28 protein-coding genes are annotated in these 24,873 nt (G+C 63.1%); 12 read left to right on the plus strand and 16 right to left on the minus strand.

Features of this window, described 5'->3' with window-relative positions; translation table 11 throughout:
• From CCOY_RS08925 to CCOY_RS08940, 4 genes are all read right to left on the minus strand, one after another.
• Complete coding sequence (locus tag CCOY_RS08925) at positions 1–642, minus strand: septum formation initiator family protein (RefSeq protein ID WP_092100400.1); 642 nt, start codon at positions 640–642, stop codon at positions 1–3.
• A 120-nt stretch (positions 643–762) separates the two neighbouring features.
• Positions 763–1,563, minus strand: a complete 801-nt coding sequence (locus tag CCOY_RS08930) for a type IV toxin-antitoxin system AbiEi family antitoxin domain-containing protein (RefSeq protein ID WP_092100402.1) — start codon at positions 1,561–1,563, stop codon at positions 763–765.
• A 172-nt stretch (positions 1,564–1,735) separates the two neighbouring features.
• Positions 1,736–3,013 (minus strand): phosphopyruvate hydratase, encoded by a 1,278-nt coding sequence (eno, locus tag CCOY_RS08935; protein ID WP_092100404.1) that lies wholly within the window; start codon positions 3,011–3,013, stop codon positions 1,736–1,738.
• Between the two features lie 75 nt (positions 3,014–3,088).
• On the minus strand, positions 3,089–3,892 hold the full coding sequence (locus tag CCOY_RS08940) for a lytic transglycosylase domain-containing protein (RefSeq protein ID WP_092100406.1): 804 nt from the start codon (positions 3,890–3,892) through the stop codon (positions 3,089–3,091).
• A gap of 147 nt (positions 3,893–4,039) precedes the next feature.
• Here CCOY_RS08940 and CCOY_RS08945 point away from each other — a divergent pair, with 147 nt between their 5' ends.
• Positions 4,040–4,462, plus strand: a complete 423-nt coding sequence (locus CCOY_RS08945; RefSeq protein WP_092100408.1) for a hypothetical protein — start codon at positions 4,040–4,042, stop codon at positions 4,460–4,462.
• Here the strand turns inward: CCOY_RS08945 and CCOY_RS08950 are convergent.
• Complete coding sequence (locus CCOY_RS08950) at positions 4,452–5,048, minus strand: MazG nucleotide pyrophosphohydrolase domain-containing protein (RefSeq protein WP_092100410.1); 597 nt, start codon at positions 5,046–5,048, stop codon at positions 4,452–4,454. The genes CCOY_RS08945 and CCOY_RS08950 overlap by 11 nt on opposite strands.
• Positions 5,049–5,081: 33 nt before the next feature.
• On the opposite strand from CCOY_RS08950, the gene CCOY_RS08955 reads away from it, so the two are divergent.
• Positions 5,082–5,753 carry an 8-oxoguanine DNA glycosylase OGG fold protein gene (locus CCOY_RS08955; RefSeq protein ID WP_092102779.1) on the plus strand — a complete coding sequence of 224 codons (672 nt, stop codon included), beginning with the start codon at positions 5,082–5,084 and terminating at the stop codon, positions 5,751–5,753.
• 111 nt (positions 5,754–5,864) lie between these two features.
• On the opposite strand, the gene CCOY_RS08960 is transcribed toward CCOY_RS08955, so the two are convergent.
• The 3 genes from CCOY_RS08960 to dnaG all read right to left on the minus strand — a co-directional run bounded on the left by CCOY_RS08960 (position 5,865) and on the right by dnaG (position 9,876).
• The gene (locus CCOY_RS08960) at positions 5,865–6,350 is read right to left on the minus strand and encodes a DUF4411 family protein (RefSeq protein ID WP_092100412.1); all 486 of its coding nucleotides are present in this window, start codon (positions 6,348–6,350) and stop codon (positions 5,865–5,867) included.
• A 3-nt stretch (positions 6,351–6,353) separates the two neighbouring features.
• Entirely contained in the window at positions 6,354–7,502 is a 1,149-nt protein-coding gene (locus tag CCOY_RS08965; RefSeq protein ID WP_092100414.1) for an ImmA/IrrE family metallo-endopeptidase, read from the minus strand.
• A gap of 376 nt (positions 7,503–7,878) precedes the next feature.
• Positions 7,879–9,876 (minus strand): DNA primase, encoded by a 1,998-nt coding sequence (dnaG, locus tag CCOY_RS08970; RefSeq protein WP_092100416.1) that lies wholly within the window; start codon positions 9,874–9,876, stop codon positions 7,879–7,881.
• 35 nt (positions 9,877–9,911) lie between these two features.
• Here dnaG and CCOY_RS08975 point away from each other — a divergent pair, with 35 nt between their 5' ends.
• From CCOY_RS08975 to CCOY_RS08985, 3 genes are all read left to right on the plus strand, one after another.
• Positions 9,912–10,313 (plus strand): guanyl-specific ribonuclease, encoded by a 402-nt coding sequence (locus tag CCOY_RS08975; protein WP_092100418.1) that lies wholly within the window; start codon positions 9,912–9,914, stop codon positions 10,311–10,313.
• A complete protein-coding gene (locus tag CCOY_RS08980; RefSeq protein ID WP_092100420.1) occupies positions 10,313–10,561 on the plus strand; it encodes a hypothetical protein in 249 nt (82 codons plus the stop codon). Before CCOY_RS08975 ends, CCOY_RS08980 begins: the two co-directional genes overlap by 1 nt.
• An 84-nt stretch (positions 10,562–10,645) precedes the next feature.
• Complete coding sequence (locus CCOY_RS08985; RefSeq protein ID WP_290180737.1) at positions 10,646–11,551, plus strand: hypothetical protein; 906 nt, start codon at positions 10,646–10,648, stop codon at positions 11,549–11,551.
• A 326-nt stretch (positions 11,552–11,877) separates the two neighbouring features.
• Here the strand turns inward: CCOY_RS08985 and CCOY_RS08990 are convergent, their stop codons facing one another.
• Entirely contained in the window at positions 11,878–12,102 is a 225-nt protein-coding gene (locus CCOY_RS08990; RefSeq protein WP_070569554.1) for a hypothetical protein, read from the minus strand.
• Positions 12,103–12,316: 214 nt separating this feature from the next.
• Between CCOY_RS08990 and CCOY_RS08995 the strand changes: the two genes are divergently transcribed.
• The 4 genes from CCOY_RS08995 (at position 12,317) to CCOY_RS12220 (ending at position 15,603) form a co-directional block, all read left to right on the plus strand.
• Positions 12,317–14,050 (plus strand): carbon starvation CstA family protein, encoded by a 1,734-nt coding sequence (locus CCOY_RS08995; RefSeq protein WP_092100426.1) that lies wholly within the window; start codon positions 12,317–12,319, stop codon positions 14,048–14,050.
• Positions 14,034–14,291, plus strand: coding sequence for a cory-CC-star protein (locus tag CCOY_RS09000; protein WP_070421363.1), 258 nt, complete (start codon positions 14,034–14,036; stop codon positions 14,289–14,291). The genes CCOY_RS08995 and CCOY_RS09000 overlap by 17 nt, the downstream gene beginning before the upstream one ends.
• The gene (locus CCOY_RS09005) at positions 14,282–15,244 is read left to right on the plus strand and encodes an ArsA family ATPase (protein WP_092100429.1); all 963 of its coding nucleotides are present in this window, start codon (positions 14,282–14,284) and stop codon (positions 15,242–15,244) included. The genes CCOY_RS09000 and CCOY_RS09005 overlap by 10 nt, the downstream gene beginning before the upstream one ends.
• A 191-nt stretch (positions 15,245–15,435) precedes the next feature.
• Positions 15,436–15,603, plus strand: a complete 168-nt coding sequence (locus CCOY_RS12220) for a DUF8730 family Cys-rich protein (protein WP_494337218.1) — start codon at positions 15,436–15,438, stop codon at positions 15,601–15,603.
• A 20-nt stretch (positions 15,604–15,623) separates the two neighbouring features.
• Here the strand turns inward: CCOY_RS12220 and CCOY_RS09010 are convergent, their stop codons facing one another.
• Positions 15,624–16,961: a deoxyguanosinetriphosphate triphosphohydrolase gene (locus tag CCOY_RS09010; RefSeq protein ID WP_092100431.1), complete on the minus strand. Its 1,338-nt coding sequence runs from the start codon at positions 16,959–16,961 to the stop codon at positions 15,624–15,626.
• 19 nt (positions 16,962–16,980) lie between these two features.
• Here CCOY_RS09010 and CCOY_RS09015 point away from each other — a divergent pair, with 19 nt between their 5' ends.
• Positions 16,981–18,990 (plus strand): TPM domain-containing protein, encoded by a 2,010-nt coding sequence (locus tag CCOY_RS09015; RefSeq protein ID WP_092100433.1) that lies wholly within the window; start codon positions 16,981–16,983, stop codon positions 18,988–18,990.
• A gap of 71 nt (positions 18,991–19,061) precedes the next feature.
• On the opposite strand, the gene CCOY_RS09020 is transcribed toward CCOY_RS09015, so the two are convergent.
• From CCOY_RS09020 to CCOY_RS09030, 3 genes are read right to left on the minus strand one after another with little or no spacing between them, the layout of a single operon-like run.
• Positions 19,062–19,502 (minus strand): hypothetical protein, encoded by a 441-nt coding sequence (locus CCOY_RS09020; protein ID WP_092100435.1) that lies wholly within the window; start codon positions 19,500–19,502, stop codon positions 19,062–19,064.
• On the minus strand, positions 19,499–20,005 hold the full coding sequence (locus CCOY_RS09025; protein WP_092100437.1) for a hypothetical protein: 507 nt from the start codon (positions 20,003–20,005) through the stop codon (positions 19,499–19,501). Before CCOY_RS09025 ends, CCOY_RS09020 begins: the two co-directional genes overlap by 4 nt.
• Entirely contained in the window at positions 20,005–21,387 is a 1,383-nt protein-coding gene (locus CCOY_RS09030) for a glycine--tRNA ligase (RefSeq protein WP_092102782.1), read from the minus strand. Before CCOY_RS09030 ends, CCOY_RS09025 begins: the two co-directional genes overlap by 1 nt.
• Before the next feature lie 164 nt (positions 21,388–21,551).
• Here CCOY_RS09030 and CCOY_RS09035 point away from each other — a divergent pair, with 164 nt between their 5' ends.
• On the plus strand, positions 21,552–21,905 hold the full coding sequence (locus CCOY_RS09035) for an ArsR/SmtB family transcription factor (RefSeq protein WP_070453541.1): 354 nt from the start codon (positions 21,552–21,554) through the stop codon (positions 21,903–21,905).
• 74 nt (positions 21,906–21,979) lie between these two features.
• Entirely contained in the window at positions 21,980–22,411 is a 432-nt protein-coding gene (locus tag CCOY_RS09040) for a Fur family transcriptional regulator (protein WP_092100439.1), read from the plus strand.
• Here the strand turns inward: CCOY_RS09040 and CCOY_RS09045 are convergent.
• From CCOY_RS09045 to era, 3 genes are read right to left on the minus strand one after another with little or no spacing between them, the layout of a single operon-like run.
• Complete coding sequence (locus CCOY_RS09045) at positions 22,408–23,133, minus strand: isoprenyl transferase (protein ID WP_070453547.1); 726 nt, start codon at positions 23,131–23,133, stop codon at positions 22,408–22,410. The two genes, CCOY_RS09040 and CCOY_RS09045, sit on opposite strands and share 4 nt — an antisense overlap.
• Before the next feature lie 9 nt (positions 23,134–23,142).
• Complete coding sequence (gene recO, locus CCOY_RS09050) at positions 23,143–23,859, minus strand: DNA repair protein RecO (RefSeq protein ID WP_092100441.1); 717 nt, start codon at positions 23,857–23,859, stop codon at positions 23,143–23,145.
• The gene (gene era / locus CCOY_RS09055) at positions 23,849–24,811 is read right to left on the minus strand and encodes a GTPase Era (RefSeq protein WP_208856565.1); all 963 of its coding nucleotides are present in this window, start codon (positions 24,809–24,811) and stop codon (positions 23,849–23,851) included. Before era ends, recO begins: the two co-directional genes overlap by 11 nt.
• Positions 24,812–24,873: the final 62 nt, after the last annotated feature.

Here is a 24,873-nt window from a genome sequence, read left to right on the forward strand (position 1 = left end):
CTACTGCGCAGGAGCGTCAGGTGCAGGCGCTTCGGCGGGAGCATCTCCGGCTGGTTGTTCGGGGGCTGCTGGTGCCTCCGGTTGCGGGGCGTCGAGTTGCGGCGCTTCTTGCTCGGACGCTTCGGACCCTGGAAACTCAGGTGCCTCGGATTCAGGAACCTCTGCCTCGGGGATGTCGCGGAGGGAATCCCACAGCACCTCGGACCACTCGCGGTCGTCCGGGATCTCGTCGGCGGCGGTGGTGATGTTGTCGGGGGCGGACATGCGCGGATCAAGGATGCGCCAGACGGTCTCCCCCTCTTCCACCACGCCTAGGCGGCGACGGGCTTCTTGGCGCATGAAGGCATCGTCTTCGTACATGGCGATGTCGCTTTCAAGCGCCTGCTTGCGTGCTTCCAGGCGTTCGATGGATTCCTGGGCGCGGGCGATCTCGGCGCGGCCCTCGTAGTAGTTCCGAAGCGGCGCGGCAATAGCCAGCAGTACCAGCAGGACAACGCTGATCAGGATGACCACGCTAGCCATGTCCTGCTTTGGAAACACGCGCGCCCGCCTCGTGCGGGAGCGTTGCGCGCGTTCTGCAGCGCGCTGGGCACGCTCCGCGTCGCGGCTCGCGACAGGCACGGAGGACGGGCGTTTCTTCATAGGAAGATAGTTTAGATGTGGTGCAAGGTTTTTCGCGGTTCGGCACGGCCCGCACAGACGATCCCGCTCCCCTAACCGTCAAACACGACCGGCACACCTTGGCCAATGGCTCCTTCGCCACTACAGGGGACTTGATCGAGGATCCGTGACTGACTCCAAGAGTGTGGCGAGAATCAGCAAATTATCCCGTATCGTTTTTTGCTTTTCATCGTCAGAGAGTCGATCTACCAGACCGTCGATGCTATGTACGTAACGGTTTCTGCGTTCGATGATGTCCTCGACCGAGGAGGCCTCAGCACATAGTTCAGCTACGAGATTCTTGCCTGACGTCGCCCCATAAAAACGGGAAGACGGATTCAGTTGGGTAGCCAAGTCGTCGATACGCACACCCTCTTTTCGGAGGGCATCCGAAACAATGTCCGCTAGGTAGCCACGTTCAATTTTTGCCTCGGCGAGGTCCACGACCGTTCGAGTTACATCAGTCACCGGAAGCCCGTCGATAGAAACGATCCGAGCATCAGAAATCTCGCGACCAGTACGAATACGAACACCTTCCTGCCGTGTCTGCTTCGTACCTGGTGTGGAAAAGGTGTACTGCGCGGGAATCAAACGCCCTATGCCGTGAATGCGTGCCGCAGATTCATGTGACACAACCAAGGGGGCGCGTTCATCCCAGCGCTCATCAATAAAGCTCTTCGGTTCAAGCGAAAGCCACGCGGCCCGAATTCCGTCCTGCGGACCACCCTGGTGCGACGGAAGCAGATATACCCCCTGGCGAGCGCGCTGGAGGTCCCCGCGTTGCGTCAGCCTGGACAACTGCAACCGAGTGATTCCTTCGCGAGCCGCCTGCGCGGTCGTAACAATCCCCCATTGATCGGACGCGATCATTTCTAGCGTCGAAAGTGCGTCACCACGATCCATCTACACCACCTCGACTGATGTTTGTATCAGACATTTCATGCAATTGTATCTCCCTAAGTGATACAAACATCAGTTTTGCTGCGTCATTGTCGGAGAGATGACAGAAACGGCCCTCCCTGCAGCAGTAGCAAGGAAGGGCCGAATGAACGCCAGACGCTCGTGGCGTTAGCGCTTACTTCTTAAAGCGCGGGAAGGCGTTGCGGCCGGCGTACACGGCGGCGTCGCCAAGCACCTGCTCGATGCGCAGCAACTGGTTGTACTTCGCCACACGCTCGGAGCGAGCCGGGGCACCGGTCTTGATCTGGCCGCAGGACAGAGCGACGGCCAGGTCGGCGATGGTGGTGTCCTCGGTCTCGCCGGAACGGTGCGACATCATGGTGCGGAAACCGTTGCGGTGTGCGAGCTCGACGGCGTCGAAGGTCTCGGTGAGGGTGCCGATCTGGTTCACCTTGACCAGGAGGGCGTTCGCAGCGCCCTTCTCGATGCCCTCGGCGAGGCGCTTCGGATTGGTGACAAAGAGGTCGTCGCCGACGATCTGGATCTTGTCGCCAAGCTTCTCGGTCAGGGCGACGTAGCCGTCCCAGTCGTTCTCATCCAGCGGGTCCTCGATGGAGACGATCGGGTACTGCTCCACCAGGTCCGCGTACACCTGGATCATCTCCTCGGCGGAGTGCTTGCCGCCCTCGAAGTTGTAGGTGCCGTTTTCGTAGAACTCGGAGGAGGCGACGTCGAGGGCGAGCGCGACGTCGTCGCCAAGCTTGTAGCCTGCCTTCTCAATCGCCTCGACGATCAGGTCGAGCGCAGCCTTGGTGGAGTCGACGGACGGGGCGAAACCGCCCTCGTCGCCAAGACCCGTGGACAGGCCCTTGGACTTAATCACGGACTTCAGCGCGTGGTAGACCTCAGTGCCCATACGCAGCGCCTCAGCGAAGGTTTCCGCGCCGATCGGGGCGATCATAAACTCCTGGACGTCCACACCAGAGTCGGCGTGTGCGCCACCGTTGAGGATGTTCATCATCGGCACCGGAAGGGTGTGCGCGTTCGGGCCACCGATGTAGCGGAACAGCGGCAGCTCGGCAGCCTCAGCGGCAGCCTTCGCCACAGCCATGGACACACCCAGCAAAGCGTTCGCGCCCAGGTTCTTCTTGTTGTCGGTGCCGTCGAGCTCGATCATCGTGTTGTCGATCAGACGCTGATCATCCGCCTCAAACGCAATCAGGGCATCCGCGATGGTCTCGTTGACGTTCTCAACAGCCTTGAGGACACCCTTGCCGTCGTAGCGGTCGTCGCCATCGCGAAGCTCGTGAGCCTCATGCTCACCCGTCGACGCACCCGACGGCACCGCAGCCTGGCCATGCGAGCCATCCGACAACAGCGCTTCCACCTCCACGGTCGGGTTACCGCGCGAATCCAGAATCTCGCGAGCAAAGATGTGCATGATGTCAGCCATGAGTTCTCCTTAACGTGGATATAGGCTTGGAAAATGACTTGGCGAAAAATTCCGACAACAAGTCTAGCCGTTGCCCTACCGGTGGGCAGGCTGGTTCATGGCATAGTTGGCCGCCGCGTCGCGCACACGGGCGAAATAGTCGCTGGACTGGTTATACGCATAGATGGCCTGGGTCCACCCCTCCTCGGTGGCCAGGTCGCGGGGTGTGCCGCCGGAATTGCACAGGAGGTTCGCGGCACCTAAGGCGGCGTCGTCGATCTGCTGGGGGTTCGGGGTGCCATCGCCGTTGGCGTCGCGACCAAAGCGCGCCCAAGACTCCGGAATGAACTGCATCGGGCCGACGGCGCGGTCGAACTCCGTGTCGCCGTCCAGCTGACCGTGGTCGGTGTCCGGAACCTTGGCAAAGCCGTCCCCGTTCAGTTGCGGGCCGATGATGGGCGGTTGCGGGTAGCCGTTCTCGTCCAGTTTGGAGTAGTCGAAACGACCACCGTACGTGCCGTGGCGGGTCTCCACCCAGCCGATGCCGGCAAGCGTGTTCCAGGTCAGGTTGCAGTGCGGCCAGGCTTCCTCGGCGATCAGCGCAGCGTTGGCGTAGGCGCGCACGGCCTGGCCGGACATGTTCGTGGCCTCGCCGATGCTTTGCGACCAGTCAAAGAGTTGGTCGGAGGTTCTGCCCGGCGCGTGGACGTCCATACGCGGGGGCGCCTCCGCAGCCGCAGGTGGGACCGTGAGCGGGGCTTTTTGCTTCGGCTCTGTTGTATCGAAGTTGAAGGCCGACAGCAGCCACGCGATAAGCGCGACGACAAGAATAACGGCCGTGGCCGCGCCAAGAATGCCCACGCAGCCACAGCCGCGAGCAATGCGTCGCGGTGTGATCATGGGCGCAGAGTGTACCGGGTGCGGTTGGGGCGTGATGCGAGGGTTGGGCGGTGCCGGAAGTAACAATCTTCACACAAACCACAACAATCACAGCTGTAACAGTTATGATGCTTTGCGACCTATCAAACTTCCCCGAAAGGACACCCCATGCGCCGCATCACCGCAGCACTCGCAGCAGGCCTCATCGCCGTCACCGGTTTCGCAGGCACCGCAACCCCTGCCAAGGCACAGACCCTCGAACTCGTCCGCCTGCTCAACGGCAACATCGCCAACACCAACTGCGACAGCCTTCGCACCGGCCTGACCGCCACCCGCATGGTGAACAAAGACACCACCCGCACCCAGCTCGTCATGAACCTCAACACCGTCGTTGGCGACGACGCAGCGCTGCGCCTCGTCTCCGCAAGCACCGTCGGTGCGGTGGCGGACCGTGCACTGGAGTGCGGCATCGTCAAGCCGGACCCGGTCACCCCACTCGACCAGCTCTTCGCCGGCTCCTCCCAGATGTCCTCCAAGGCAGGCCTTCCGGACATCCGCACCCTCATCCCGGCACTGCCGGCTATTCGCTAGCCTTCCCCTCGGCCCACAGACGGTCCTGCGTCCCCTTATCCACAGGCCCGTCTGACCCGTCGAACAAATACGGCGCACGGCGGCGCATCTTATCGACGAACGCCCCCGCCACATCACCAAACCCAAAGGCACCCCGCTCATCGGCAATCTCCGCGTGGAACAACACCTGCAGGAGCACATCCGACAACTCGTTCTTGAGTTCCGCGTCGGGTGCCTTTGCGCGAATCGCCTCGGCGACCTCACCAGCCTCCTCCGCCAAAAACGGCAGGAGGCTTTCGTGCGTCATCTCCTGCTCCCACTCACCCCGGCGCCGCGCCTCACGCATCGTCTCCACAGCTTGCAATACAGGATCCTCGAGGGAAGGGACTTTGATCAGGGCGGTGGAGTCGTCGTCAAGCACACGCTCCGCGAACTTCGGATCCGTAGTCACAATCCAATGCCCGTCGCCGTCTACGACATCCAATGCCCACCGCACCGACACCGGCACCTCCGGCGAAAACTCCACACGACCACGAATCTGGCCAGCAAGATTGAGTGGGATCATGTCGGGCCAACGGGCATCCAGAAGCAACACGGTCGCAGTCATGAAGGGAAGTCTAAGGCCTCTATGATGGAGCGCATGACTCAGATCGCCGAAGCACTCGAAGCCATCAAACCCAGCGCCCAAGACGCACTGCAAGACTCCGTCACCTTCTCCCCCATCCGCTGGAAAACCGGGTGGCCCCACCATCTCCGCCGCGTCCCACCGTTCCGCGACGACGCCACCGCCTCCATCACCCGCGCCGAAGTCTTCTCCTTCGCCTCGGATGTCCGCTCCTCCGACTTCGCGCGCGAGCAGATCATCGACTTCCTCGGCGCCTGCTTTGCCTACATCGCCGGCCAATCCAACCAGGTCATGCAAATGCAGGCGTTCCTGCGCAACAAGGGCAACGCTTCCAAGTTGCTGAGCGCGATCCGCAAGCTAGGCGGGTTGTCGCCTGTCGACGCCTACGCCTCCTTGGCCGCCACCGGCCTGGCACCGAAGTACGCGTCCGCCGTGGCGTACTTCCTGGCGGGTGAGCAGGATGCTGCTGGTGCTGCTGCTTCGTCGGATGGCGCTGCTGCACCGGCGATCATTTGCTCCAACCGCGCGCGTCTGGCCGGCCTGGCGAAGGACGCCGACTGGACCGCCGACGAATACAAGGAGTACCTCGACGCATTGACCGCCGCTCGGGACGCCTACGACTCTTCGCTGCCTCTGGATGCGGTTGAGTGGGCGTTGCGGGAGTTTGCTCGTCGCGAGGCAAAGTAGCGCTGAGTTTTTGGGCTTGCCTGTCGAGCCCACGCAGGGGGTATATATGTCGCCCGGCGAGCTTAGGGGCAAACCCGAACTCGCCGGGCTTTGGTGTTTGGTGGGGGTGTTTTAGATCTTGATATTCAACCGCTGAAGGAACTCGAGTGCACTGATACAGGGCACCTTGAACTGCACAGCCACGTCAGGGATCTTTATCTTCTTTAGGCTGTTAGGCGCCGACGCCTCGTTAGTAACGATGGTCGCGCCGTAGCGATATGCCGATGCCACCAACCATGAGTCGGCCTCATTGAGAAACTCCGTAACCGCGGCTTCGTGGTACTTGGGCTTCCTCCCCAGCACTACCCATTCCACGACTTCCTGGTAACAATCGATCTCTTTTTGATCAGGGAAAATTATTTGATTTTGGCGGACATTCTTCTGATACCAGCCGTACTCAGGAGCACCCCACACAGCAAGCTCTTTATCCACCTCATCATGGAAGTACACACCGTCGGAGAACAACGCAACTTCAAGTTTCTCCCAAAGCGTCGGAAACACAGTATCCGGATAAACACTGGCCAAGGTGCCCAAGAAGTTGGTGTCCACCAAATACATCAGCTACACCGCTTCCCGGCCCCGCACCTGGCGTGCATTGACCAGATTCGCGAACGACTCGCTTGAATTGGTTCCTAGGTACCGCGCAGCCTCCCGTTGCGATATCTGGCCGTTCACCGCCGCCTGCGTAACCGTGTCAAAGAATCTCCCACCAACCCGGGAACGAACGAGTACGTGGTGCGGCGGCGCCCCCTCACCGGACTTCCCCGCTCGCTCTGCAGTGTGCTTCACCAAAGGCAGTACGCGACGTGCTTCCTCTTGATCAATGAGCTCCAATTCTTCGAGGCGCCAGAGCATGGCTTCCCTACTCATGCCAAAGCGGCGGGCGAGTCGTTCGACTTCGTCTTTGGTCGGCATGGTGTCGTCGAAAAGCTTCTGCACTGCAGATGCTGGAGCAATGAGCTCGGACGCAAACTGGTTGCACCATCGCTCCAACTGCACGCCGTCCGCATGATCGGAAACACCCGGTTTTCCGAGCACAACGTGGCCAAGCTCATGCGCGAGGCTGAACAACTGCGCGGTTTTTGCATCCCGAGTGTTGATAAAGACGAGGCAGAAACCATCGTCTTCAATGGTGAATCCACGAAACTCATCGACGCTCAAACGACGCTTCGTCGAACTCTCCACGATCGAATTTCGAGCCACCAACACCCCTGCTTCTTCCATCGCGATCACCAAGGCGCGCGCTTTATCCGACCCCGGAAATGGGACGTCAGCATCAAACCCGAGATGCTCGCGGATGGACAGCGCGACGTCTTGAGGACGCTGAGAACTCGAGGCGGAAGCGAAAAAGGCCGGGGGTTCAATCCCCTCATCCTTTGCATAGTCCGAGTACCAAGCCAGACGCTGCTGCGCTTTGAGAACAACCTCTTGAAGATCTGGGCTCATCGCCCCCAGCGCAGAATTCCTGACAGTCCGGAAATCTGCAACACCAGTATCTTCCCCGGAGGGCTCCTTAAGCAGCAACCTCCCGAACGGAATCTTGGCGCGGCGAGCCAAGTCTTGTGCCTGACGCAGCGTGGGTTGCGCGTCCCCCTCCAACCAGAAATCGAATTTTGGAAAACGCTTGAGCAACTCATCATCATCCAAACCCGTACGACGAGCGGCCCACTGCAAAACGGAAGGCGTGACCGAAACACGCGGCGTGTTCATCGGCCCACCTCCTTTTCACTCTTTCTGCGAAAACCAAACTCTGCCCAAGACGATACTGCGTAGAGGTTCAGTATGTCACCAAGGGTTGACACGTGAACCGGTTTTAGTGAGGCCGGTCGATACTGCCGTTGTACTGGGCATTTAATGCGGCGCAGCGAGTTCGGGTTTGCCCCTAAGCTCACTTTTTGGCCCATATTCACCCTGCGTTGCGGTCATCGGTGAAGCAGACAGGGCCGGGCTGACCTGCTCGTGGCGCTTCGGGGCGATGCAAAATGTTGCAGGGCCGGGAGCTGCGACCTGCGCGGAGTGTAAAAACCGACACGCGGATATGCGGGGTTTTACACAAACGAAATAAGTAAAGCGGGGTGTGGCCGGTCTAGCGCCCGCGAAAGGCGCGGTCGTTGAGGTCCCGGCGGGCCTGCTCCAACGCAACCAAGTCGGAGAAGAGGGCGTTGTAGGCCTCTTCGTCGTCGGAGGGGCGCATGCGCTGCAGCTGCGCCTTGAGCTGGGCGATCTGCTCGCCGACGCGGGTCTCCTGCAGGCGGGAGAGGACGGAGTCGGCGTATTCGTCGAGGTCGTCGGCGTGAATGGGTTCGACGGCGAGTTCGGAAACAAAGTTGCGGCCGGAAAGATCGCGCATCTCACCGGCGACGGCAGCGATCCAGGAGGCGCCACCGTCGGGGGCAGAGTCGGTGGAGCTAGATCCCGCGGGCCCTGCGACAGCAGCGGCACCAGCGGAGCTAGCGGCACCAGCGCCCACACCGTCACCCGCGCGGGCGCAGCCGCCGGCGGCGGTGATGGCCTCGCGGACCTGCTGGTAGGCGTCGTTGGTGAAGGCGTCCGGGTTGATGCCGTCGAAGTAATTGCCGGCCTTCGACGGGTGCTGCAGGGCGATCTTCAAGGCTTCGCGCTGGGGCCACAGCATCGGGTCGTCGGGGCGCGGCGGGATGAGCAATTCCGCCTGGCGGCCGGAGGAGTCGGGACCTGCGGCGGCCTGCCGGGCAGCGAGGGAGACGCGCTGGCGCTTCTCCTTTTTCGGCTTCTTCGCCTCGGCGCGGACCTGTTCCAGCACTTCGTCGGGGTTGGGCCAGCCCACCCAGCCGGCGAGGCGGCGGGCGTATTCCTGTTGGAGAACTTTGTCGTCGATGGAGGCGACGACGGGGACGGTGCGCCGTAAAGCTTGGACGCGCCCTTCGGCCGAATCGAGGGAGTAATTCTTCAGCAGGGACTCGATGACGAACTCGTAGACGGGGATGCGGGAGGCGACGAGGTCGCGAAGAGCGCTATCGCCTTTCTCCAGACGCAGGTCACAAGGGTCCATGCCGTCCGGGGCGACGGCCACAAACGACTGGCCGCCGAACTCCGTGTCGGTGTTGTAGGCACGCATCGCAGCCTTCTGGCCAGCCTCGTCGCCGTCGAAGGTGTAGATCAGTTCGCCGCGGAAGAAATTATCGTCGAGCATCAGGCGGCGGATCAGGCTCATGTGCTCGGAGCCGAACGCGGTACCGCAGGTGGCCACGGCGGTGGTCACGCCGGCGGCATGCATGGCCATGACATCGGTGTAGCCCTCCACCACCACCGTCTGGTGCTGGGTGGCAATGTTGCGCTTCGCCTTATCGATGCCAAACAGCACCTTCGACTTGTGATACAGCATCGTGTCGGAGGTGTTCATGTACTTGCCCATGGGGTCGTCGTCGAAAAGTTTGCGCGCGCCGAAACCGATCGTGTTCGACGCGGCATCCTTAATCGGCCAAATCAAACGACGGCGAAACTTATCAATCGGCCCGCGCTTGCCCTGCGAGGAAATACCGGCGTCGATGAGTTCCTGGACCTCAAAACCCTTGCGCAGCAGGTGCTTGGTCAGCGTGTCCCAACCGTCGGGGGCGTAACCGCACTCGAAATCCATGATCAACTCGCGCGAAAAACCACGGTTAAGCAGGAAATCGCGCGCGACCTTCGCCTCAGGCGTCTCCAACTGCTCGCGGTAAAACTCGTGCGCCGCCTTATTCGCCGCCAGCAGCCGCTGGCGCGTACCCGGCTTCACATCACGCGCACCCGTCGACCCACCCTGGTAATTAATGCGGTACCCAATCTGATCCGCAACCGCCTCCACGGCCTCCGGGAAGGTCAACTGCTCCATCTCCATCAAGAACGAGAACACATCCCCGCCCTTGCCCGTAGAGAAGCAGTGGTAGTACCCGTGAGCAGGGCGAACATGGAAACTCGGGGTCTTCTCGTCCTTGAACGGACTCAGGCCCTTCAGCGAATCGTGCCCGGCAGGTTTCAACTGCACATACTCGCCCACAATCTCGTCGAGCGGTGCGCGCTGACGGATAGCCTCAATGTCACTATCCGGAATTCTGCCCCTTGCCATGGCGCTCATCGTAGCGTGTGCAACGATATGGGCCTATGAAGCGCCCGATTGTCCTGCTGACCTGCCTCGCGTTGAGCAGTTGCGTATCGACGACCCCCTCACCCACCCCGAAAACCACCACCGCGTCGTCGACCGCGACCGCCTCGGGGCTGCCAGCGTGCGGCTCACTTCCCGTCGAAGCCTGGGACACCGTCGACCTCATCGAAGCCGGTGGGCCCTTCCCTTACCCCGCCAACGACGACAAACGCTTCGGCAACTACGAACGCGTCCTCCCCCAGGAGTCCCGCAACTACTACCGCGAGTACACCGTGGACACGCCGGGGCTGCGCCACCGCGGGGCGAGGCGCATCGTCACCGGCGGCGACGCTTCCGGCGTCGAGGCCTGGTACTACACCGACGACCACTACGAATCCTTCTGCGAAATGGAGGTCAACTGATGAACCCGATCTTTCTCGCCAACCCGGTCCACACGCTTGAGGACCTCGCCCGCGGCATCCTCACCGCCGCCTACGGCCCCAAAGATCCCGCCGACCGGCCCGTGCCCACAAACCTCGACGCGCTCGCCGACCTCCTGCGGGAAACCCAAGTGAAACGGGTGGTGGTGGCTTCCTGGAGGGTGGAGGGGTCGTCGACAAGCAAAATGCGCGCAGTGTTTGAGGATGAAGGGGTCGAATTGGCAGCTTAGGGGCAAACCCGAACTCGGAAATGTCCACTATATTGTGCACGCGAGGGGTTCCCAACGCAGCCGCCAGGCGCGATACTGGCTTGCATGGGGTATGCAGAAATGGCTCACCTTCGGGGGTTGAGAGAAGATTTTGACGAGCAAGCCAACGCGCCCAGCGCGAACCCGCGCTACGTAACGCGGACTACCACCGTCGAGGAAGAATGGTGGCAATCGCTCCCGCTGCGCGATCAAATGCTGGTCCGCGGTGCGGGAGTCTCGCGCGACAGCCGCAAAGCAATCCTTCTTGGCCGTTGGGCCGCAGTACAACACGGCATGTGGATCGGGCCACTCACAGACTGGACCGTCGACGTCGCACTACCATCCGGAAAACCGCCCGCCAAAAGCAAATGGCCCATCCGGACACGATTCCGCTCAGTGCCCGTGCGTGACGACGAAACCATCACCGCCCAAAACATCCGCTACACCGACCGACTCCGCACCTACATCGACCTATTCCGCTTCGGCACCATCACCGACCAACTCACAGCAACCGATTGGGTCCTGTCGCACTACTCACGCCGCACAGTGCACGATTACATCGACGGGTTCGAAAGCTGTCGGCCTGAGATTCTCAAACGGGCGCACAGAATGGTCGCTGGTGTGACACCGCTGCCCGAGTACCGGTACAGCTTCGCCCGCGCCGTCCTCTCCTCACACCGGATTGACTGTTACCCGGTGTTCCTAAAACCATGGGTCACATCCGGGCCTCTGATTGTCGACTGCGGCGGGATGCGCAACATCGCCATCATCATCGACGACGCCACCGGCTTCGATTCCGACTTCGGTTTCCCCGAAGACACACGCGCCTCCTGGACTTCGCACCACAACTTCCCGACAGTGCGCTGGGACTTCTCAGATCTGTTCTTCAGACCGGACCTTTTCATGAGGGAAGTAGGCCGGGCGCGTAATGCCGTCATATATAAGCACTCGCTGCCAAAGTGGGAGTGGTGAGGCGGTCGCCGGCTGTGTGAGCGCGTTGTGTGGGCGGTGTGTGAGCGCTGTTTGAGCGCGGTGAGGCGACCGCCCTGAGGGGTGAAAGGTGTCCGATTGGCAGCTTAGGGGCAAACCCGAACTCGGATGCGCGGCACGACCACAGTGGACCGCAGTGGAACGCAGTGAAGGCCGGTAGGAATCGCCGTCGGTGCGAGTTCGGGTTTGCCCCTAAGCTCAGTTTTCGCACATGTGCACCCCGGCGGGGGATGTGGCCCGGTGTGGACGCTCCGGGGTGGAGGGGTCGTCGACAAGCAAAATGCGCGCAGTGTTTGAGGAAGAAGGGGTCACGCTGGTCGCGTAACCACGCACGCGTCATCTGACGGGTCGAGCCACTCCAACTCTTTGCAATCAACCCCCTCGGCTATAGCAGTCGCAGTTTCCTTCCATGCTGTGAACTCGGCTGCCAGCAGGCTGGGGTCTTCCGAAGTAATCGCTTCTCGAAGGTCACGCGCGCACGCCTCTCGGTCGTCCGGGGAAAGCGAGACCATCCACGGAAACGCTCGAGTCATTCGTTCCACGCGATCAAACAAATGCCTTCGCCTTTCGATACAGCTAGAAAAGTTCTACTACGCAAACTTATGCGGTCATCGCGCGGAAGTCGAGGGGTATCAGACATCCCGTTCACATAAAACAGCGCATAAAAACACCCCAAATGGAAACTTAAAAGTGTGCTGTGTGTCATAATTCGCAAACTGTGAACCACGACACGAATGGAGGACGCCCATGAGCTCGCTCATCCTAGTGCTCGTCGGCCTCGCGATGATGGCCGCCGGCTACCTGCTGTACTCGAAGTTCCTGGGCAAAAAGGTGTATCAACTCTCGGACGCCTACTCCACGCCCGCCCACACCATGGAAGACGGCGTGGACTACGTGCCCACCAACAAATACGTCCTGTGGGGCCACCACTTCACCTCCGTGGCGGGCGCAGCACCGATCATCGGCCCGGCCGTCGCGGTGATTTGGGGTTGGGTGCCGGCGTTCCTGTGGGTGACGCTCGGCACGGTGTTCTTTGCGGGGATGCATGACATGGGGGCGCTGTGGGCGTCGCAACGCCACCGCGGGCACTCCATTGGCACGCTGTCCGGGCGCTACATCGGCGCGCGCGGACGCAACCTGTTCCTCATCGTGATCTTCCTGCTGCTGCTCATGGTCAACACGGCCTTCGCGGTGGTGATCTCCAACCTGCTGATCTCCACCCCAACCGCCGTCATCCCCACCTGGGGCGCGATCCTGGTCGCCCTGTTGATCGGCCAGGCGATCTACCGCTTCAACTGGAACTTGCCGCTAGTGTCCTTCGTCGGTGTGGCGGCGCTCTACGGCCTGATGATCCTCGGCGACCGCATGCCACTCGCCCTGCCCGAAGTCATGCTGGGCATCCCGGATCGCGGCTGGTGGATCATCTTCCTGTTCCTCTACGCGTTCATCGCCTCGCTGCTGCCGGTGTGGGTGCTGCTGCAGCCGCGTGACTACATCAACGGCCTGCAACTGTTCGTCGGTCTGATCATTCTGTACGGCTCGTTCTTCATCGTCCGCCCGGAAGTTGTCGCCCCGACACTTCGCGACACCGTCCCCGACGGCACCCCCGGCATCTTCCCACTCCTGTTTGTCACCATCGCATGCGGTGCGATCTCGGGCTTCCACGGCATTGTGTCCTCGGGTACGTCGTCGAAGCAGATCGATAAGGAAACCGACGTGCGCTTCGTCGGCTACTTCGGCGCAGTCGGCGAAGGCCTGCTCGCGCTGGGCACCATCATCGCGACGACCGCCGGCTTCAAAACCATCACGGATTGGGAAACCATCTACAGCGAATGGAACGCCGGCGGCGTCAACGCCTTCATCCAAGGCGGCGGCGCGCTAATGAACGAAGGCCTGGGCATCCCGCAGTCCCTGTCCGCAACAATCTTGGCGACGATGGCCGTCCTCTTCGCCGCCACCACCATGGACTCGGGTATCCGCCTGCAGCGTTTCGTCGTCTCCGAAATCGGCGAACTGATGGGCTTCAAACTTTCCGGCCTCGTCGCCACGATCATCGCAGTCGGCTGCGCACTCGGCCTGACATTCTCCATGGGCATCGACGGCTCCGGCGGCATGCTCATCTGGCCACTGTTCGGCACCACCAACCAACTCATGGCCGGCCTGACCCTGTCCATCGTGGCGATCATGCTCACCCAACTGCGACGCCCCTCCTGGCCAGTGCTCGTCCCGCTGGTGTTCGTCACCATCATGTCCCTGTGGGCTGCCGTGCTGCAGGTGCGCACGTTCTACAACTCCGGCAACTGGCTGCTACTCGTCCTCGACGTGATCATCATCTGCTGCGCAATCTGGGTCATCGTCGAAGCGTTCACGGCGATCGCGAAGGCACGCCGCGAGCCCGCAGTGATCTGGCGTGACGACGAAACCATGCCCGGCGAACACGCTGCCGCCGACGCGGACGCTGCCGATGCTCGAGCGCTTTAAAGCCTTCGCGGCCGGCCTGGACGAGTTCTACAAGGCGCCCTATCGTCGAGAATTTGCCCGCGCCGCCCGCGAAGAAGACGACCTGTTCACGCTGCTCGTCGCCTCCGAAACGCTCGGCATCCCCAACCCCGCCTCCTTTTACACCCTCGAGCTCATGCCTTTGCTTTACGACGAATTCCACGCCTGGCACACCCGCATGGGCATGTCCCACTCCCCCTTGGATGGCGTGCGATGCTGCTAGAAACCGCACCCGTGATGTTCTTCGGCGGCAAAGGCGGGGTTGGCAAAACAACCGTCTCCGCCGCCACCGCGGTACGCCTCGCCGAAGCCGGCCGGCGCGTACTGCTGGTGTCCACCGACCCGGCGCACAACCTCGGCCACATCTGGTCGGTGTCGCTCTCCGACACGCCGACCGAACTCGAACCCGGCTTGAGCGTCGTCGAACTCGACCCCGCCACCACCACCGAACGCCACCTCGCCGAAGTCGAGCAGTCCATGCGGGCGATGATGCCGGAGCGCATGCACCCCGAAATCCGCCGCCACCTGGACCTGTCACACAACTCCCCCGGCATGCACGAGGCAGCGATGCTGGAACGCGTGGCGGAACTTGTGGACACGCAAGGCGTCGACCACATCATTTTCGACACCGCCCCCTCCGGCCACACCTCCCGCCTGCTCGCCCTGCCCGAGTTGATGGCGGCATACACCGGCGGGCTGATGCAACGGCGCGAACAGTCCGACAAGTTCTCCCGCGCCCTGCGTGGCCTCGGTGGCGCGGACGAGGACCCGGTGCAGCGCCGCAACCAGCAGATCCGCACCACATTGTTGCGCCGTCGCCGCAAGTTCGAGCGCCTCCGCGACATTCTTACCGACCCGGCCCGCTGCACGTTCACCATCGTGCTCACCGCCGAGCGGCTGCCGGTCCTCGAGAGCACCGAACTTTACGACGACCTCACCCAACACCACATCCGCGTCTCCGGCCTCGTCGTCAATCGCCGCAGCCCCGCCGACACTGCTGGGGCTGGCGCTGGCTCGAGCGCTGGCGAGTTCTTGGCCGCCCGGCGCGCCGTGGAAGACGAAGCGCTGGCTCTTCTGGACGCGAAACTGCCCAACGTGCCGCGCGTGGAACTGCCGTGGCTGCCCGGGGAGATCGGCACCCGCGCCGCGCTCGCCGACATCGCCGCGCGCCTGTAGCCTCCCCGAGCCCCGCTCCGAGGAGTGGAAGGTGTCCGATTGGCAGCTTAGGGGCAAACCCGAACTCGCTTCGAAGCCCTTTTTCATCTGGCCAGCTGAGTTCGGGTTTGCTCCTAAGCTCACTTTTCGCCGTATTCCACCTCGGCGCGGTATAGGCTCACTCGCAATATCTGTAAGCGAGAGGAACACCGATGTGCCGTCCCGTCCCCTGTAAAACCTGCGGTAAGACCACCTGGGCAGGCTGCGGCAACCACGTTGACCAGGTCAAGGCTGGCGTCGCGCCGGGGCAATGGTGCGAATGCCCACGCGACGCGGGCAAGACGAGCAAGCGCGGCTTCTTCAGCCGGCTCTTCGGCTAATCTACCGCGACCGCGCGGGCTTAGTAGAAGCCTTCGAAGGCGCTGGCTTTCTTCGCGGTGCGTTCGAGGCGCGACTCGGTCATGGAGGCGATTTGGTCGATGATCACGCGCTCGCGCTCGGCGTCGGTGTCGGCCGCTTCGAACCAGGCACGGAACATCGTGTCCAGGGTGCCCGGGGCGCCGGCGCGCAGGTACTCGTGGACGCGGTAGATGCGGTCGCGCTGGCGGTCCTGGCGCGCAAGATGGGCGGGCACGTCCATGACGTAGAGCACCGCGACGGTTTTCAGCAGGCGAACCTCGGCCTCGACGTCGGGCGGGACGATGAGGCGGCCGTGCTGGCGCCCCATCAGGCCCGAGGCACCCGCAGCGCTCGCAGCGCCCGGGGCTGCAGCAGGACCCGAGGCGCCCGCAGTGCCAGCGCCCGCAATGCCAGCGCCCGCAGCGTTCCCCTCGAGGGTCGCCTTGGTCACGCCGCCGATGTAGCGCCCCACCAACTGCGACGTCAGCCCCTTCAGGCGAACCCAAGAGGACAAGGTGTAGTCGAAGTCGGCGGCGGCTGCGATGGCGGGCAGGGCGCGGAGGCGGTCGGCGGCGTCGACGAGTGAGTCGGCGTCGCCACCAAAGGCGGCGGCGCCCTTCTCGGCAAGGGCGGCGAGTTCGACGAAGTCCCACAACACCTGCAGGGAGACGCGCCCGGAGACGATGCCGTCTTCGACGTCGTGGACGGAGTAGGCGATGTCGTCGGAAAAGTCCATCACCTGCGCCTCCATCGGCGGCATGTCGTCGGTGTGGCCTTCGCGCGCCCACGCAAGCACCGCTGCATCCTCGTCGTAGGCGGAGTACTTGCGGTTCAGGGTGCCGTCTGGGTTGGTGCGGGTCACGGGGTATTTCACGGCGGCATCGAGGGAGGCGCGGGTGAGGTTGAGGCCGTACGAGTGGTCGTCGATAAGCACTTTGGGCTCAAGGCGCGACAGGATGCGCAACGTCTGCGCATTGCCCTCGAAGCCGTGGGGCGCGACCTCGTTGAGGGCCACTTCGCCGTTGTGGCCGTACGGCGGGTGGCCGATGTCGTGGGTGAGCCCGGCCATCTCGCACAGGTCGGGGTTCAGGCCAAGCCCTTCGCCGATGCCGCGCGAAATCTGGGCGACCTCCAGCGAGTGCGTCAGGCGCGTGCGCGGGGTGTCACCGTCGCGCGGGCCAACAACCTGGGTCTTGTCTGCTAATCGACGAAGCGCCGCCGAATGCAGCACCCGGGCCCGGTCACGCGCAAACGCACCGCGCGAATCCGGCGCGAGCTGCGCCCCCTTCGGCCCCTCAGCGGTGCGGCGTTTCGTATCGTCGGCGTTATAGGCGTACACGAAGCGCTACCCTAGTCGCATGACTAGCCGTTACCTTCGCGTCCTCGCCGTCGGCGGCATGCTGTTTCTCGCAGCGCCCGCCTCAGGTTTTGCCGAAACGCCCGCGCTTGCGCAAGGCGTAGCCACGGAAACTAGCGTCCAGCCAGGGCTTTTGACCAAGCCTGTGACCGACGACGCCGGCGTGCTCACCGATAGCGAGCGCGCCGAGATTGAGCAGGCGATTCAGCAGGTCAGCCAGTCCCAGGGCAAGTCGGTGCGGGTGGTGTTCCTGCGTACCTTTGGCGACATCACCCCGTCCGACTGGGTCGACCAGGCCGTCGCCGCGAACGGTTCCAACACCGCCGTGCTGGTGATTTCCCCCGACGAACGCGCCTACAACGTCGGCGGTGGCGAAGAATGGACCCAGGCCGAGATCGACCGGATGAACGACGCCGCCTACGCGCAGCTAACCCAACTCAATTGGTCGCAGGCGGCGCTGAATGCGGTTGAGTCGGTGGGTGGGTCGTCGTCAAGCAACGGTGACGGCGTGGGCTGGGTCGCAGGCGGCCTCGGTGTCGCGGCGCTCGCCGGCGGCGGCATGTACGCGGCAACACGCAAGGGCTCGCGCAAGCAGCAAGCGAAGCAGATCGCGTCTGCGAAGGCGCTCGACCCGGCGGATACTGACTCGCTCGGCCGCCTGCCCACCGCGACCCTGGAGGAGGTCGCACGCGACGCGCTCGTGTCCGCCGACGAATCCATCACGCAAGGCAAGGAGGAGCTGAAACTGGCCACCTCCGAATTCGGCGCCGAGCGCGTCCGCCCGTTCACCTCCGCCATGAACGAGGCCACCCGCACCCTGCAGCGCGCGTTTTCCACGCACCAGAAACTTTACGACGCCATCCCCGAAACCGAACCCGAAAAACGCGCCATGCTCGTCGACATCATCTCCTCGTCAGGAAAGGCTGAACAGGCACTTCGCGACAAAACCGCTGAGTTCAACGACATGCGCGGCGTGCTCATGCGCGCCCCCGACGAGGTGGACAAGATCCTCGCCCGCACCGTAGACATCCGCGCGCGCCTCGAGCCGGCCCGCGCCACCCTTGCGCAACTGCGGGAGACGCACGCGCCGGAGATGTTGTCGTCGATCGTGGACAACGTCGATGTTGCGCAGGCCTCCCTCGACGAAGCCGAGAAGGCACTTAACGACGCCCGCACCCTCGCCGCCCAGCCCGCCGGCCGCCAAGGCGCGCTGCTGGACACGCTCGCCGCGGCGTCGCACGCCGTCGAGGTCTCCGACACGAACCTCAACGCGATCGAGCACGCGGAAGAGAACATCCGGGCGGCGAAAACCAATTTGCCAGCGCTTATCGACGAAATCCGCGCCGAACTCCGCGACATCGAAGCAGTCAAGGGCGCCCGTGAGCAGGGCGCGCGTATCGACGTCGCCGCCCTGGACGCCGTCTCCGCCAAGGCCCAGCGCATGCTCGACGCGATGGGCAACCGCGCCGAGACCGACCCACTTGCCCTCTACGAGGAACTGGCGAACATGGACGCCGAAATCGACGATGCTCTCGACCGTGCCCGCGGCGTCGCCGGCGACCAGGCCCGCGCGCTGCAACTGTTCGATCAGCAAATGCAGGTCTGTGCCGCGCAGATCCAGCGCGCCGAGGACCTGATCCGCTCGCGTGGCCGCATCATCGGCTCCGACGCCCGCACCCTGCTCGCCGAGGCGAAGCGCCAGCACGCCCAAGCGATCCAGCTGCGTGTGCGCGACACGCGTGCAGCTATCGACGCCGCCCGCACCGCCACCGACACCGCCCGCCGCGCCGAAAACTCCGCCAACGACGACGTGCGCCGCTACCAAGCGGCCCGCAACCGCCAAACCGCCGACTCGCTGGCCAGGGCTGTGCTGTGGGGCACGCTGCTCTCCGGCGGCGGAGGCGGTGGGGGCTACAGCGGCGGATCCCGCGGCGGCGGGGGTGGCTTCGGCGGCGGTGGTGGCGGAGGTTTCTCCGGCGGGCGCCCCTCCAACCGCGGCGGAACCTTCTAGGCGGCACGTTTTAGGCCCGCGCGACTAGGTTGGTCGCGCGGGTCTGGCGCTGCGATAGGCGCTGTGCTGCGCTAGATGCGGGTGCGGCGCGTCGGCGTGTCCACGAAGGTCAACGCCCACGTCATGAAAACAAGATCCTCCATGGGCAGGTCGGCCTCGGCCGCAGCGTCAACACCGGCCTTGATGTCGACGTGGAGGTCGCCAGAGGCCTTCCCGCGGGTCACGGCGACAAGCGTGCCGGCGGCGTCGCGGATCTCGCGGTGCAGGCCGGAACGGTTCAGGGTGTAGCGGCGCCCGTCGCAATCCGCGGTGTAGCGCGCCACCGTAAACCCGGCCTTGCGCAGAACATACTCCCCGCCCGTATCCACATCGACGGCCTTAAACCGGCGCGCGCTGCCGGCAGTGATGCGCAGCACGGCGCTCGGCAATGCCCCACCGACGGTGATGGTGTCGGTGGTGGCGGTGGCGCGGGTGCGGGAGTCGTCGAGAAGCGTGGCGCCCTGCCAAATCACAGCATCGCCACCACAACAATAAACAGCGACAAGAACACCAAGGTGCTGATCAGCGCGGTCGAGTTGACCATCTTGCGGGCCTCAAGCACCTCGCGGGTCAACCACGCAAGGCCCGCGACCTGCGTGAGCGGCAGGTCGGTCTCGCCCTCGAACTCGAGGATCGCCTTACGCACACCGTTGTGGTCCTGGGTGAACTGGCCGACCTTTTCGCCGTGCGCGTCTTCAACCACCCAGTTCTTGGAGGTCTCCGGGATAAAGGCGTAGGCGCGGCCCTCGATCACCACATCGATGCGCTTCGCGCGCTTCAAACTGTTCGACGTGCGCACGATCTCCTCGCCGCGGCGCGTCGCCACCGCACCCGATTCGGGGTGCGACACCAACTGCCACTCGTCGCCGCCCACAACGGCGTGGTCGTGCGAGAACACACCCAACACCTCGGGTCCGGCCTCCGCGAGCAACTTCGGCGCGTCGCGGTCCGTGCGATCCCAGCTGACGTAGTGCATTAGCAGCCGATCAGGCGGGCGGCCAGGTAGGCCTCCAGCTCGTCGAGAGGCACGCGCTCCTGCTCCATCGTGTCGCGCTCGCGAACGGTCACAGCGTTGTCCTCGAGGGTGTCAAAGTCGTAGGTCACGCAGAACGGGGTGCCGGTCTCGTCCTGACGACGGTAACGACGACCAATCGCACCCGACGTGTCAAAGTCCACGTTCCAGTACTGGCGCAGCTTGGTGGCCAGCTCCTCGGCGGGGCCGGCGAGTTCCGGCTTCTTCGACAGTGGCAGCACGGCAACCTTCACCGGCGCGAGGCGACGGTCCAGGCGCAGCACGACGCGGGTGTCGGTGCCGCCCTTGGCGTTGGGTGCTTCTTCTTCATCGTAGGCGTCGATAAGAAATGCCATCATGGCGCGGCCCAGGCCAGCGGCCGGCTCGATGCAGTACGGGATCCAACGCTCCTCGTTCTGCTGGTCGTAGTACGACAGGTCCTCGCCGGACGCCTCGGAGTGGGTCTTCAGATCGTAATCCGTACGGTTGGCCACCCCCTCGAGTTCGCCCCACTTGGAGCCGGTGAAGCCGAACGCGTACTCGATGTCCACGGTGCGCTTGGAGTAGTGCGACAGCTTCTCCTGCGGGTGCTCGTACAGGCGCAGGTTATCCGGGTTGATGCCCAGGTCGACGTACCAGTTGAAGCGGTTTTCAATCCAGTACTCGTGCCACGTCTCGTCCTCGCCTGGCTTGACGAAGAATTCCATCTCCATTTGCTCGAACTCGCGGGTGCGGAAGATGAAGTTGCCCGGGGTGATTTCGTTGCGGAACGACTTACCAATGTTGGCGATGCCGAACGGCGGCTTGAGGCGCGCGGACGTCATCACGTTTTTGAAGTTAACGAAGATGCCCTGCGCGGTCTCCGGGCGCAGGTAGTGCAGGCCTTCCTTGTCGTCGACGGGGCCGAGGTAGGTCTTCATCAAACCGGAGAATTCCTTCGGCTCGGTCCAGTTGCCCGGCTGGCCGGTCTCCGGGTCGTTGATGTCGGCGAGCCCGTTTGCTGGCGGGTGGCCGTGCTTCTCCTCGTACGCTTCGATCAGATGGTCGGCACGGTAGCGCTTGTTGGTGTACAGCGACTCAACGAGCGGGTCGGTGAACACCTCGACGTGACCGGAGGCTTCCCACACGCGGGTGGGCAGGATGATAGAGGTGTCGACGCCGACGGTGTCGGGGCGGGAGGTCACCATGTGCTTCCACCACTGGCGCTTGAGATTTTCTTTCAGCTCGACGCCGAGTGGGCCGTAGTCCCACGCGGAGCGTGTTCCGCCGTAAATCTCACCTGCGGGGTACACCAAACCACGGCGTTTGCAGAGGTTGACGACGGTTTCGATCTTGGATGCGGGCATCACAATCTCCTGCGTGTAATACGGTTGCCAAAATACGTCGATCAGTCTAGCCGTTTCACTTTGCGACGACGCAGACGACCCTTTGGACATAAGTCCCACCTTTACGCCTGCTTCGAGTAAACTGTGTGACAACTGTGTAGGACTGTCGTCGAAAGGGGCCGCCCATGCGTGACGACCTTCGCTTTTCGCCGGAGGAGTTAGACCACACTGCCGCACTGATCCGAGTGCTGGATTCGGAGATGCGTCTTCGGATTTTGCTGCTGCTGCACGATTCACAGCGCGCGGTCCATGAGTTGGTGGGGATTTTGGGGAAGTCGCAGCCGCTGGTGTCGCAGCATTTGCGGGTGCTTCGCGACGAAGGCCTAGTCGCCGCCAAACGCTGCGGCCGCGAAGTCGCCTACGAACTTGCCAACCCCACCGTGATCCGGATTATCCACGCGCTCGTAGACCATGCCTGCGAGTTCTACGCGCCGGCCGCTGACACAACCCGGCGCACGTCGGTGCCGGGCCAGGACTAGCCCGAATCAGCACTAGGCAAGATCCGGCTAGGCCTCGTCCCAGTCGAGCGCCATCCCGGCTAAGCTGGCCCGGTATGAAACACCGCCCACACAGCACGCGTCCGGTCCCGAAGCTTGGCCCGAGGATGACTAAGCAGCGCGCGGCGGTCGTCGATACGCTGCGTGGCTTAGACAAATTCGCCTCCGCACAGACCATCCACGAGATCCTCACCGACAACGGCGAATCCGTGGGGCTGACCACTGTCTACCGCACCCTGCAATCACTCGCGGAGGTCGACGCGGTGGACGTGCTGTACTCCCCCGAAGGCGAAACGCTCTACCGCGACTGCGTCGCCGACCACCACCACCATCACCTGCTGTGCTCCAAATGCGGCCGCAGCGAGGAAATCGAAGGCGGCCCGGTAGAAAGATGGGCCGAGGTGATGGCGAAGCACTACGGCTACGAACTCGTCGGCCACGACGCCGAAATCTACGGCGTGTGCCGCGACTGCCAGGCCAAACGCTAGTTATCGAACTTATCTACCGCACCACCAAAGCGCCGGTCGCGCTTCGCGTACTCCAGCACCGCGTCCCACAGGTCCTGCTTAGTAAAGTCCGGGAACAGCACGTCCTGGTACACCATCTCCGCGTAGGCCGACTGCCACAGCAGGAAGTTTGAGGTGCGCTGCTCCCCCGACGGGCGCAAGAACAGGTCCACGTCCGGCATGTCGGCGCGATACAGGTAGCGCTGGATGGTTTTTTCGTCGACGTGGCGCACGTTGTCGTCGATAAGCGCCTGCACTGCGTCGGTGAGCTCGGCGCGACCGCCATAATTCACGCACATCGCAAGGGTGAGCCCCGTGTTGTGCTTCGTGAGCTCCTCAGCGACCTCAAGCTCCTCAATCACGCTGCCCCACAGTTTCGGGCGACGCCCGCACCACACCACGCGCACGTTCTTCTCATGCAACTCGTCACGCTGGCGGCGCAACACGTCGCGGGTGAAGTTCATCAAAAAATGCACCTCGGAAGGGCTGCGCTTCCAATTCTCCGTAGAAAACGCGTAGGCGGACAGCCACTCCACCCCACCAAGTTCGATGCAGGCATCGACGGCGTCCATGAGCTTTTCCTCGCCCACCTTGTGCCCCTCCGTGCGCTTCAAGCCCCGTTGCTGCGCCCAACGGCCGTTGCCGTCCATCACCAGTGCGATGTGTTTCGGGATGAACTTCTTGTCAATCTTCGGTGCGCCCATGGGCGTTTATTATGCCTGCTCCATGATCTTCAGACTCTTCAGCCCGGCCTCAAGGTTGTGCTGCACGTGCGCCACGGTCGCGCGGTGAATTTGCGCAACGCGTATCGACGACACCCCGTAACCTCCCCGCAACAACCACATATCGTGCAGCGTCTCCGGATCCACATCCATCGAGCCGGTGGGCCGGCAGTTGTTGCACACCGCCCCGCCGACGGTGGCGTTGAACGCCTTGTGTGGGCCCGGGGCCTGGCAGTCCGCGCAGTTGAACAGGCTTAAACCCCAGCCGGCGTGCTCGGTGGCCTTGAGCATAAACGCGTCGAGCACCAGCGTCGGGTGCTGGTCGGTCTGCAGGTTGGTTAGCGCCTCCTGCACAAGCGCGAACAGTTCCGGATCACCCTGGTCGTAGGAGAGCTTCTCGGCGACCTCCATGACGGCGCAGGCGGCGGCGTAGCGGTCGAAGTCGTCGATGATGCGGGCGCCGTAGTAGGTGACGGTGTCGGCGCCGGTGATCGTCGATAAGCCTCTGCCCGGATAGACCTGCACATCCACATCCACGAACGGCTGCAGGCGCGAGCCGAAGCGGCTTTTCACCTTGCGCACGCCCTTCGCCACCCCGCGCACCAGGCCGTGGTTGCGGGTCAGCAGGACGATCACGCGATCCGCCTCACCGAAATCGTAGGTGCGAACCACAAAGGCGCGATCGCGCCAGGACGGCCTAGAAGCCAAGCCGGCCCAACGCCTTCGGATCCTGCTGCCAGTTCTTCAGGATTTTCACGCGCACGTCCAGGTAGATGTTCTGGCCAACCAGGTCGATGATCTGCTTGCGCGCACGGTGCACAATGCCGCTTAAGCGCCGTCCGTCCGGGCCCTCAATGATGCGCTTTTGGCCCGGGCGCTCCAGATACAGCACCGCGTAGATCATGGTGCGCTCCGGGTTGTTCGGGTCCGGGTACATTTCGTCGATTTGTACGGCGACGGAGTGCGGGAGCTCGTCGCGAAGACCGCGCAGCGCCTCCTCACGGATCAACTCGGCGATACGCGTCTCCACATCCTCATCCGTGGTGTGGCCCTCCGGGTAGAAACGCGGACCTTCCGGCAGATGCTCGATCAGGATGTCCAGCAGCGTGTCCGTCTGCACACCAGCGGTTGCAGAAACCGGCACGACCTCGCTGTCAGGCCCGAGCAGGTCGTGCAGTTCGAGCAGGCGCTCGCCGACAGCGTCCTTGCCGGTCTTGTCCAGTTTGGTCACAATGCCCACGATCGGCGTGTTCGGTTTCGTTTTGCGGATCTCCTCGAGGATGAAGCGGTCGCCGGGTCCGATCTTCTCGTCCGCCGGCACGGTAAAGCCGATCACGTCGACGTCCGCGAACGTGTCCTTGACAATGTCGTTGAGGCGCTCGCCCAGCAGCGTGCGCGGGCGGTGAATCCCCGGCGTGTCCACCACAATGACCTGCGCGCCGTCGCGGTTGATCACGCCGCGGATCGGGTGGCGCGTGGTTTCCGGCTGGTCGGCCATGATGGCGATCTTCTCCCCCACCAGCGCGTTGGTCAGCGTGGATTTGCCGGTGTTCGGCCGGCCGACGAAGCTGACAAAGCCCGACTTGAACCCGTCCGGCGTGTTTGTGAAACCGCCGTGAGCGATCGCGTCTTCTGGCAGGTTGTCCGGGAAATCAATCATGGTGCGCATCCTACCGTTGTGGATAACTTTTTCGGTGGTGTGGGAGTTATCCACAGATTTTT

It is taken from the genome of Corynebacterium coyleae (assembly GCF_030408635.1).
Classification (GTDB): domain Bacteria; phylum Actinomycetota; class Actinomycetes; order Mycobacteriales; family Mycobacteriaceae; genus Corynebacterium; species Corynebacterium coyleae.

What these genes read in the sequence shown, in the direction of transcription:
- CCOY_RS08985 (WP_290180737.1), top strand. Translation starts at nt 10,646, where the DNA reads ATGGGGTATGCAGAAATGGCTCACCTTCGGGGGTTGAGAGAAGATTTT.
- CCOY_RS09035 (WP_070453541.1), top strand. Translation starts at nt 21,552, where the DNA reads ATGCGTGACGACCTTCGCTTTTCGCCGGAGGAGTTAGACCACACTGCC.
- CCOY_RS08965 (WP_092100414.1), bottom strand. Translation starts at nt 7,502, where the DNA reads ATGAACACGCCGCGTGTTTCGGTCACGCCTTCCGTTTTGCAGTGGGCC.
- era (WP_208856565.1), bottom strand. Translation starts at nt 24,811, where the DNA reads ATGATTGATTTCCCGGACAACCTGCCAGAAGACGCGATCGCTCACGGC.
- CCOY_RS12220 (WP_494337218.1), top strand. Translation starts at nt 15,436, where the DNA reads ATGTGCCGTCCCGTCCCCTGTAAAACCTGCGGTAAGACCACCTGGGCA.
- CCOY_RS08995 (WP_092100426.1), top strand. Translation starts at nt 12,317, where the DNA reads ATGAGCTCGCTCATCCTAGTGCTCGTCGGCCTCGCGATGATGGCCGCC.
- CCOY_RS08955 (WP_092102779.1), top strand. Translation starts at nt 5,082, where the DNA reads ATGACTCAGATCGCCGAAGCACTCGAAGCCATCAAACCCAGCGCCCAA.
- CCOY_RS09040 (WP_092100439.1), top strand. Translation starts at nt 21,980, where the DNA reads ATGAAACACCGCCCACACAGCACGCGTCCGGTCCCGAAGCTTGGCCCG.
- CCOY_RS09015 (WP_092100433.1), top strand. Translation starts at nt 16,981, where the DNA reads ATGACTAGCCGTTACCTTCGCGTCCTCGCCGTCGGCGGCATGCTGTTT.
- CCOY_RS09005 (WP_092100429.1), top strand. Translation starts at nt 14,282, where the DNA reads ATGCTGCTAGAAACCGCACCCGTGATGTTCTTCGGCGGCAAAGGCGGG.
- CCOY_RS09030 (WP_092102782.1), bottom strand. Translation starts at nt 21,387, where the DNA reads ATGCCCGCATCCAAGATCGAAACCGTCGTCAACCTCTGCAAACGCCGT.
- CCOY_RS08925 (WP_092100400.1), bottom strand. Translation starts at nt 642, where the DNA reads ATGAAGAAACGCCCGTCCTCCGTGCCTGTCGCGAGCCGCGACGCGGAG.
- eno (WP_092100404.1), bottom strand. Translation starts at nt 3,013, where the DNA reads ATGGCTGACATCATGCACATCTTTGCTCGCGAGATTCTGGATTCGCGC.
- CCOY_RS08950 (WP_092100410.1), bottom strand. Translation starts at nt 5,048, where the DNA reads ATGACTGCGACCGTGTTGCTTCTGGATGCCCGTTGGCCCGACATGATC.
- CCOY_RS08940 (WP_092100406.1), bottom strand. Translation starts at nt 3,892, where the DNA reads ATGATCACACCGCGACGCATTGCTCGCGGCTGTGGCTGCGTGGGCATT.
- dnaG (WP_092100416.1), bottom strand. Translation starts at nt 9,876, where the DNA reads ATGGCAAGGGGCAGAATTCCGGATAGTGACATTGAGGCTATCCGTCAG.
- CCOY_RS09025 (WP_092100437.1), bottom strand. Translation starts at nt 20,005, where the DNA reads ATGCACTACGTCAGCTGGGATCGCACGGACCGCGACGCGCCGAAGTTG.
- CCOY_RS08980 (WP_092100420.1), top strand. Translation starts at nt 10,313, where the DNA reads ATGAACCCGATCTTTCTCGCCAACCCGGTCCACACGCTTGAGGACCTC.
- CCOY_RS09045 (WP_070453547.1), bottom strand. Translation starts at nt 23,133, where the DNA reads ATGGGCGCACCGAAGATTGACAAGAAGTTCATCCCGAAACACATCGCA.
- CCOY_RS08975 (WP_092100418.1), top strand. Translation starts at nt 9,912, where the DNA reads ATGAAGCGCCCGATTGTCCTGCTGACCTGCCTCGCGTTGAGCAGTTGC.
- CCOY_RS08960 (WP_092100412.1), bottom strand. Translation starts at nt 6,350, where the DNA reads ATGTATTTGGTGGACACCAACTTCTTGGGCACCTTGGCCAGTGTTTAT.
- CCOY_RS08945 (WP_092100408.1), top strand. Translation starts at nt 4,040, where the DNA reads ATGCGCCGCATCACCGCAGCACTCGCAGCAGGCCTCATCGCCGTCACC.
- CCOY_RS08990 (WP_070569554.1), bottom strand. Translation starts at nt 12,102, where the DNA reads ATGACTCGAGCGTTTCCGTGGATGGTCTCGCTTTCCCCGGACGACCGA.
- CCOY_RS08930 (WP_092100402.1), bottom strand. Translation starts at nt 1,563, where the DNA reads ATGGATCGTGGTGACGCACTTTCGACGCTAGAAATGATCGCGTCCGAT.
- CCOY_RS09000 (WP_070421363.1), top strand. Translation starts at nt 14,034, where the DNA reads ATGCTCGAGCGCTTTAAAGCCTTCGCGGCCGGCCTGGACGAGTTCTAC.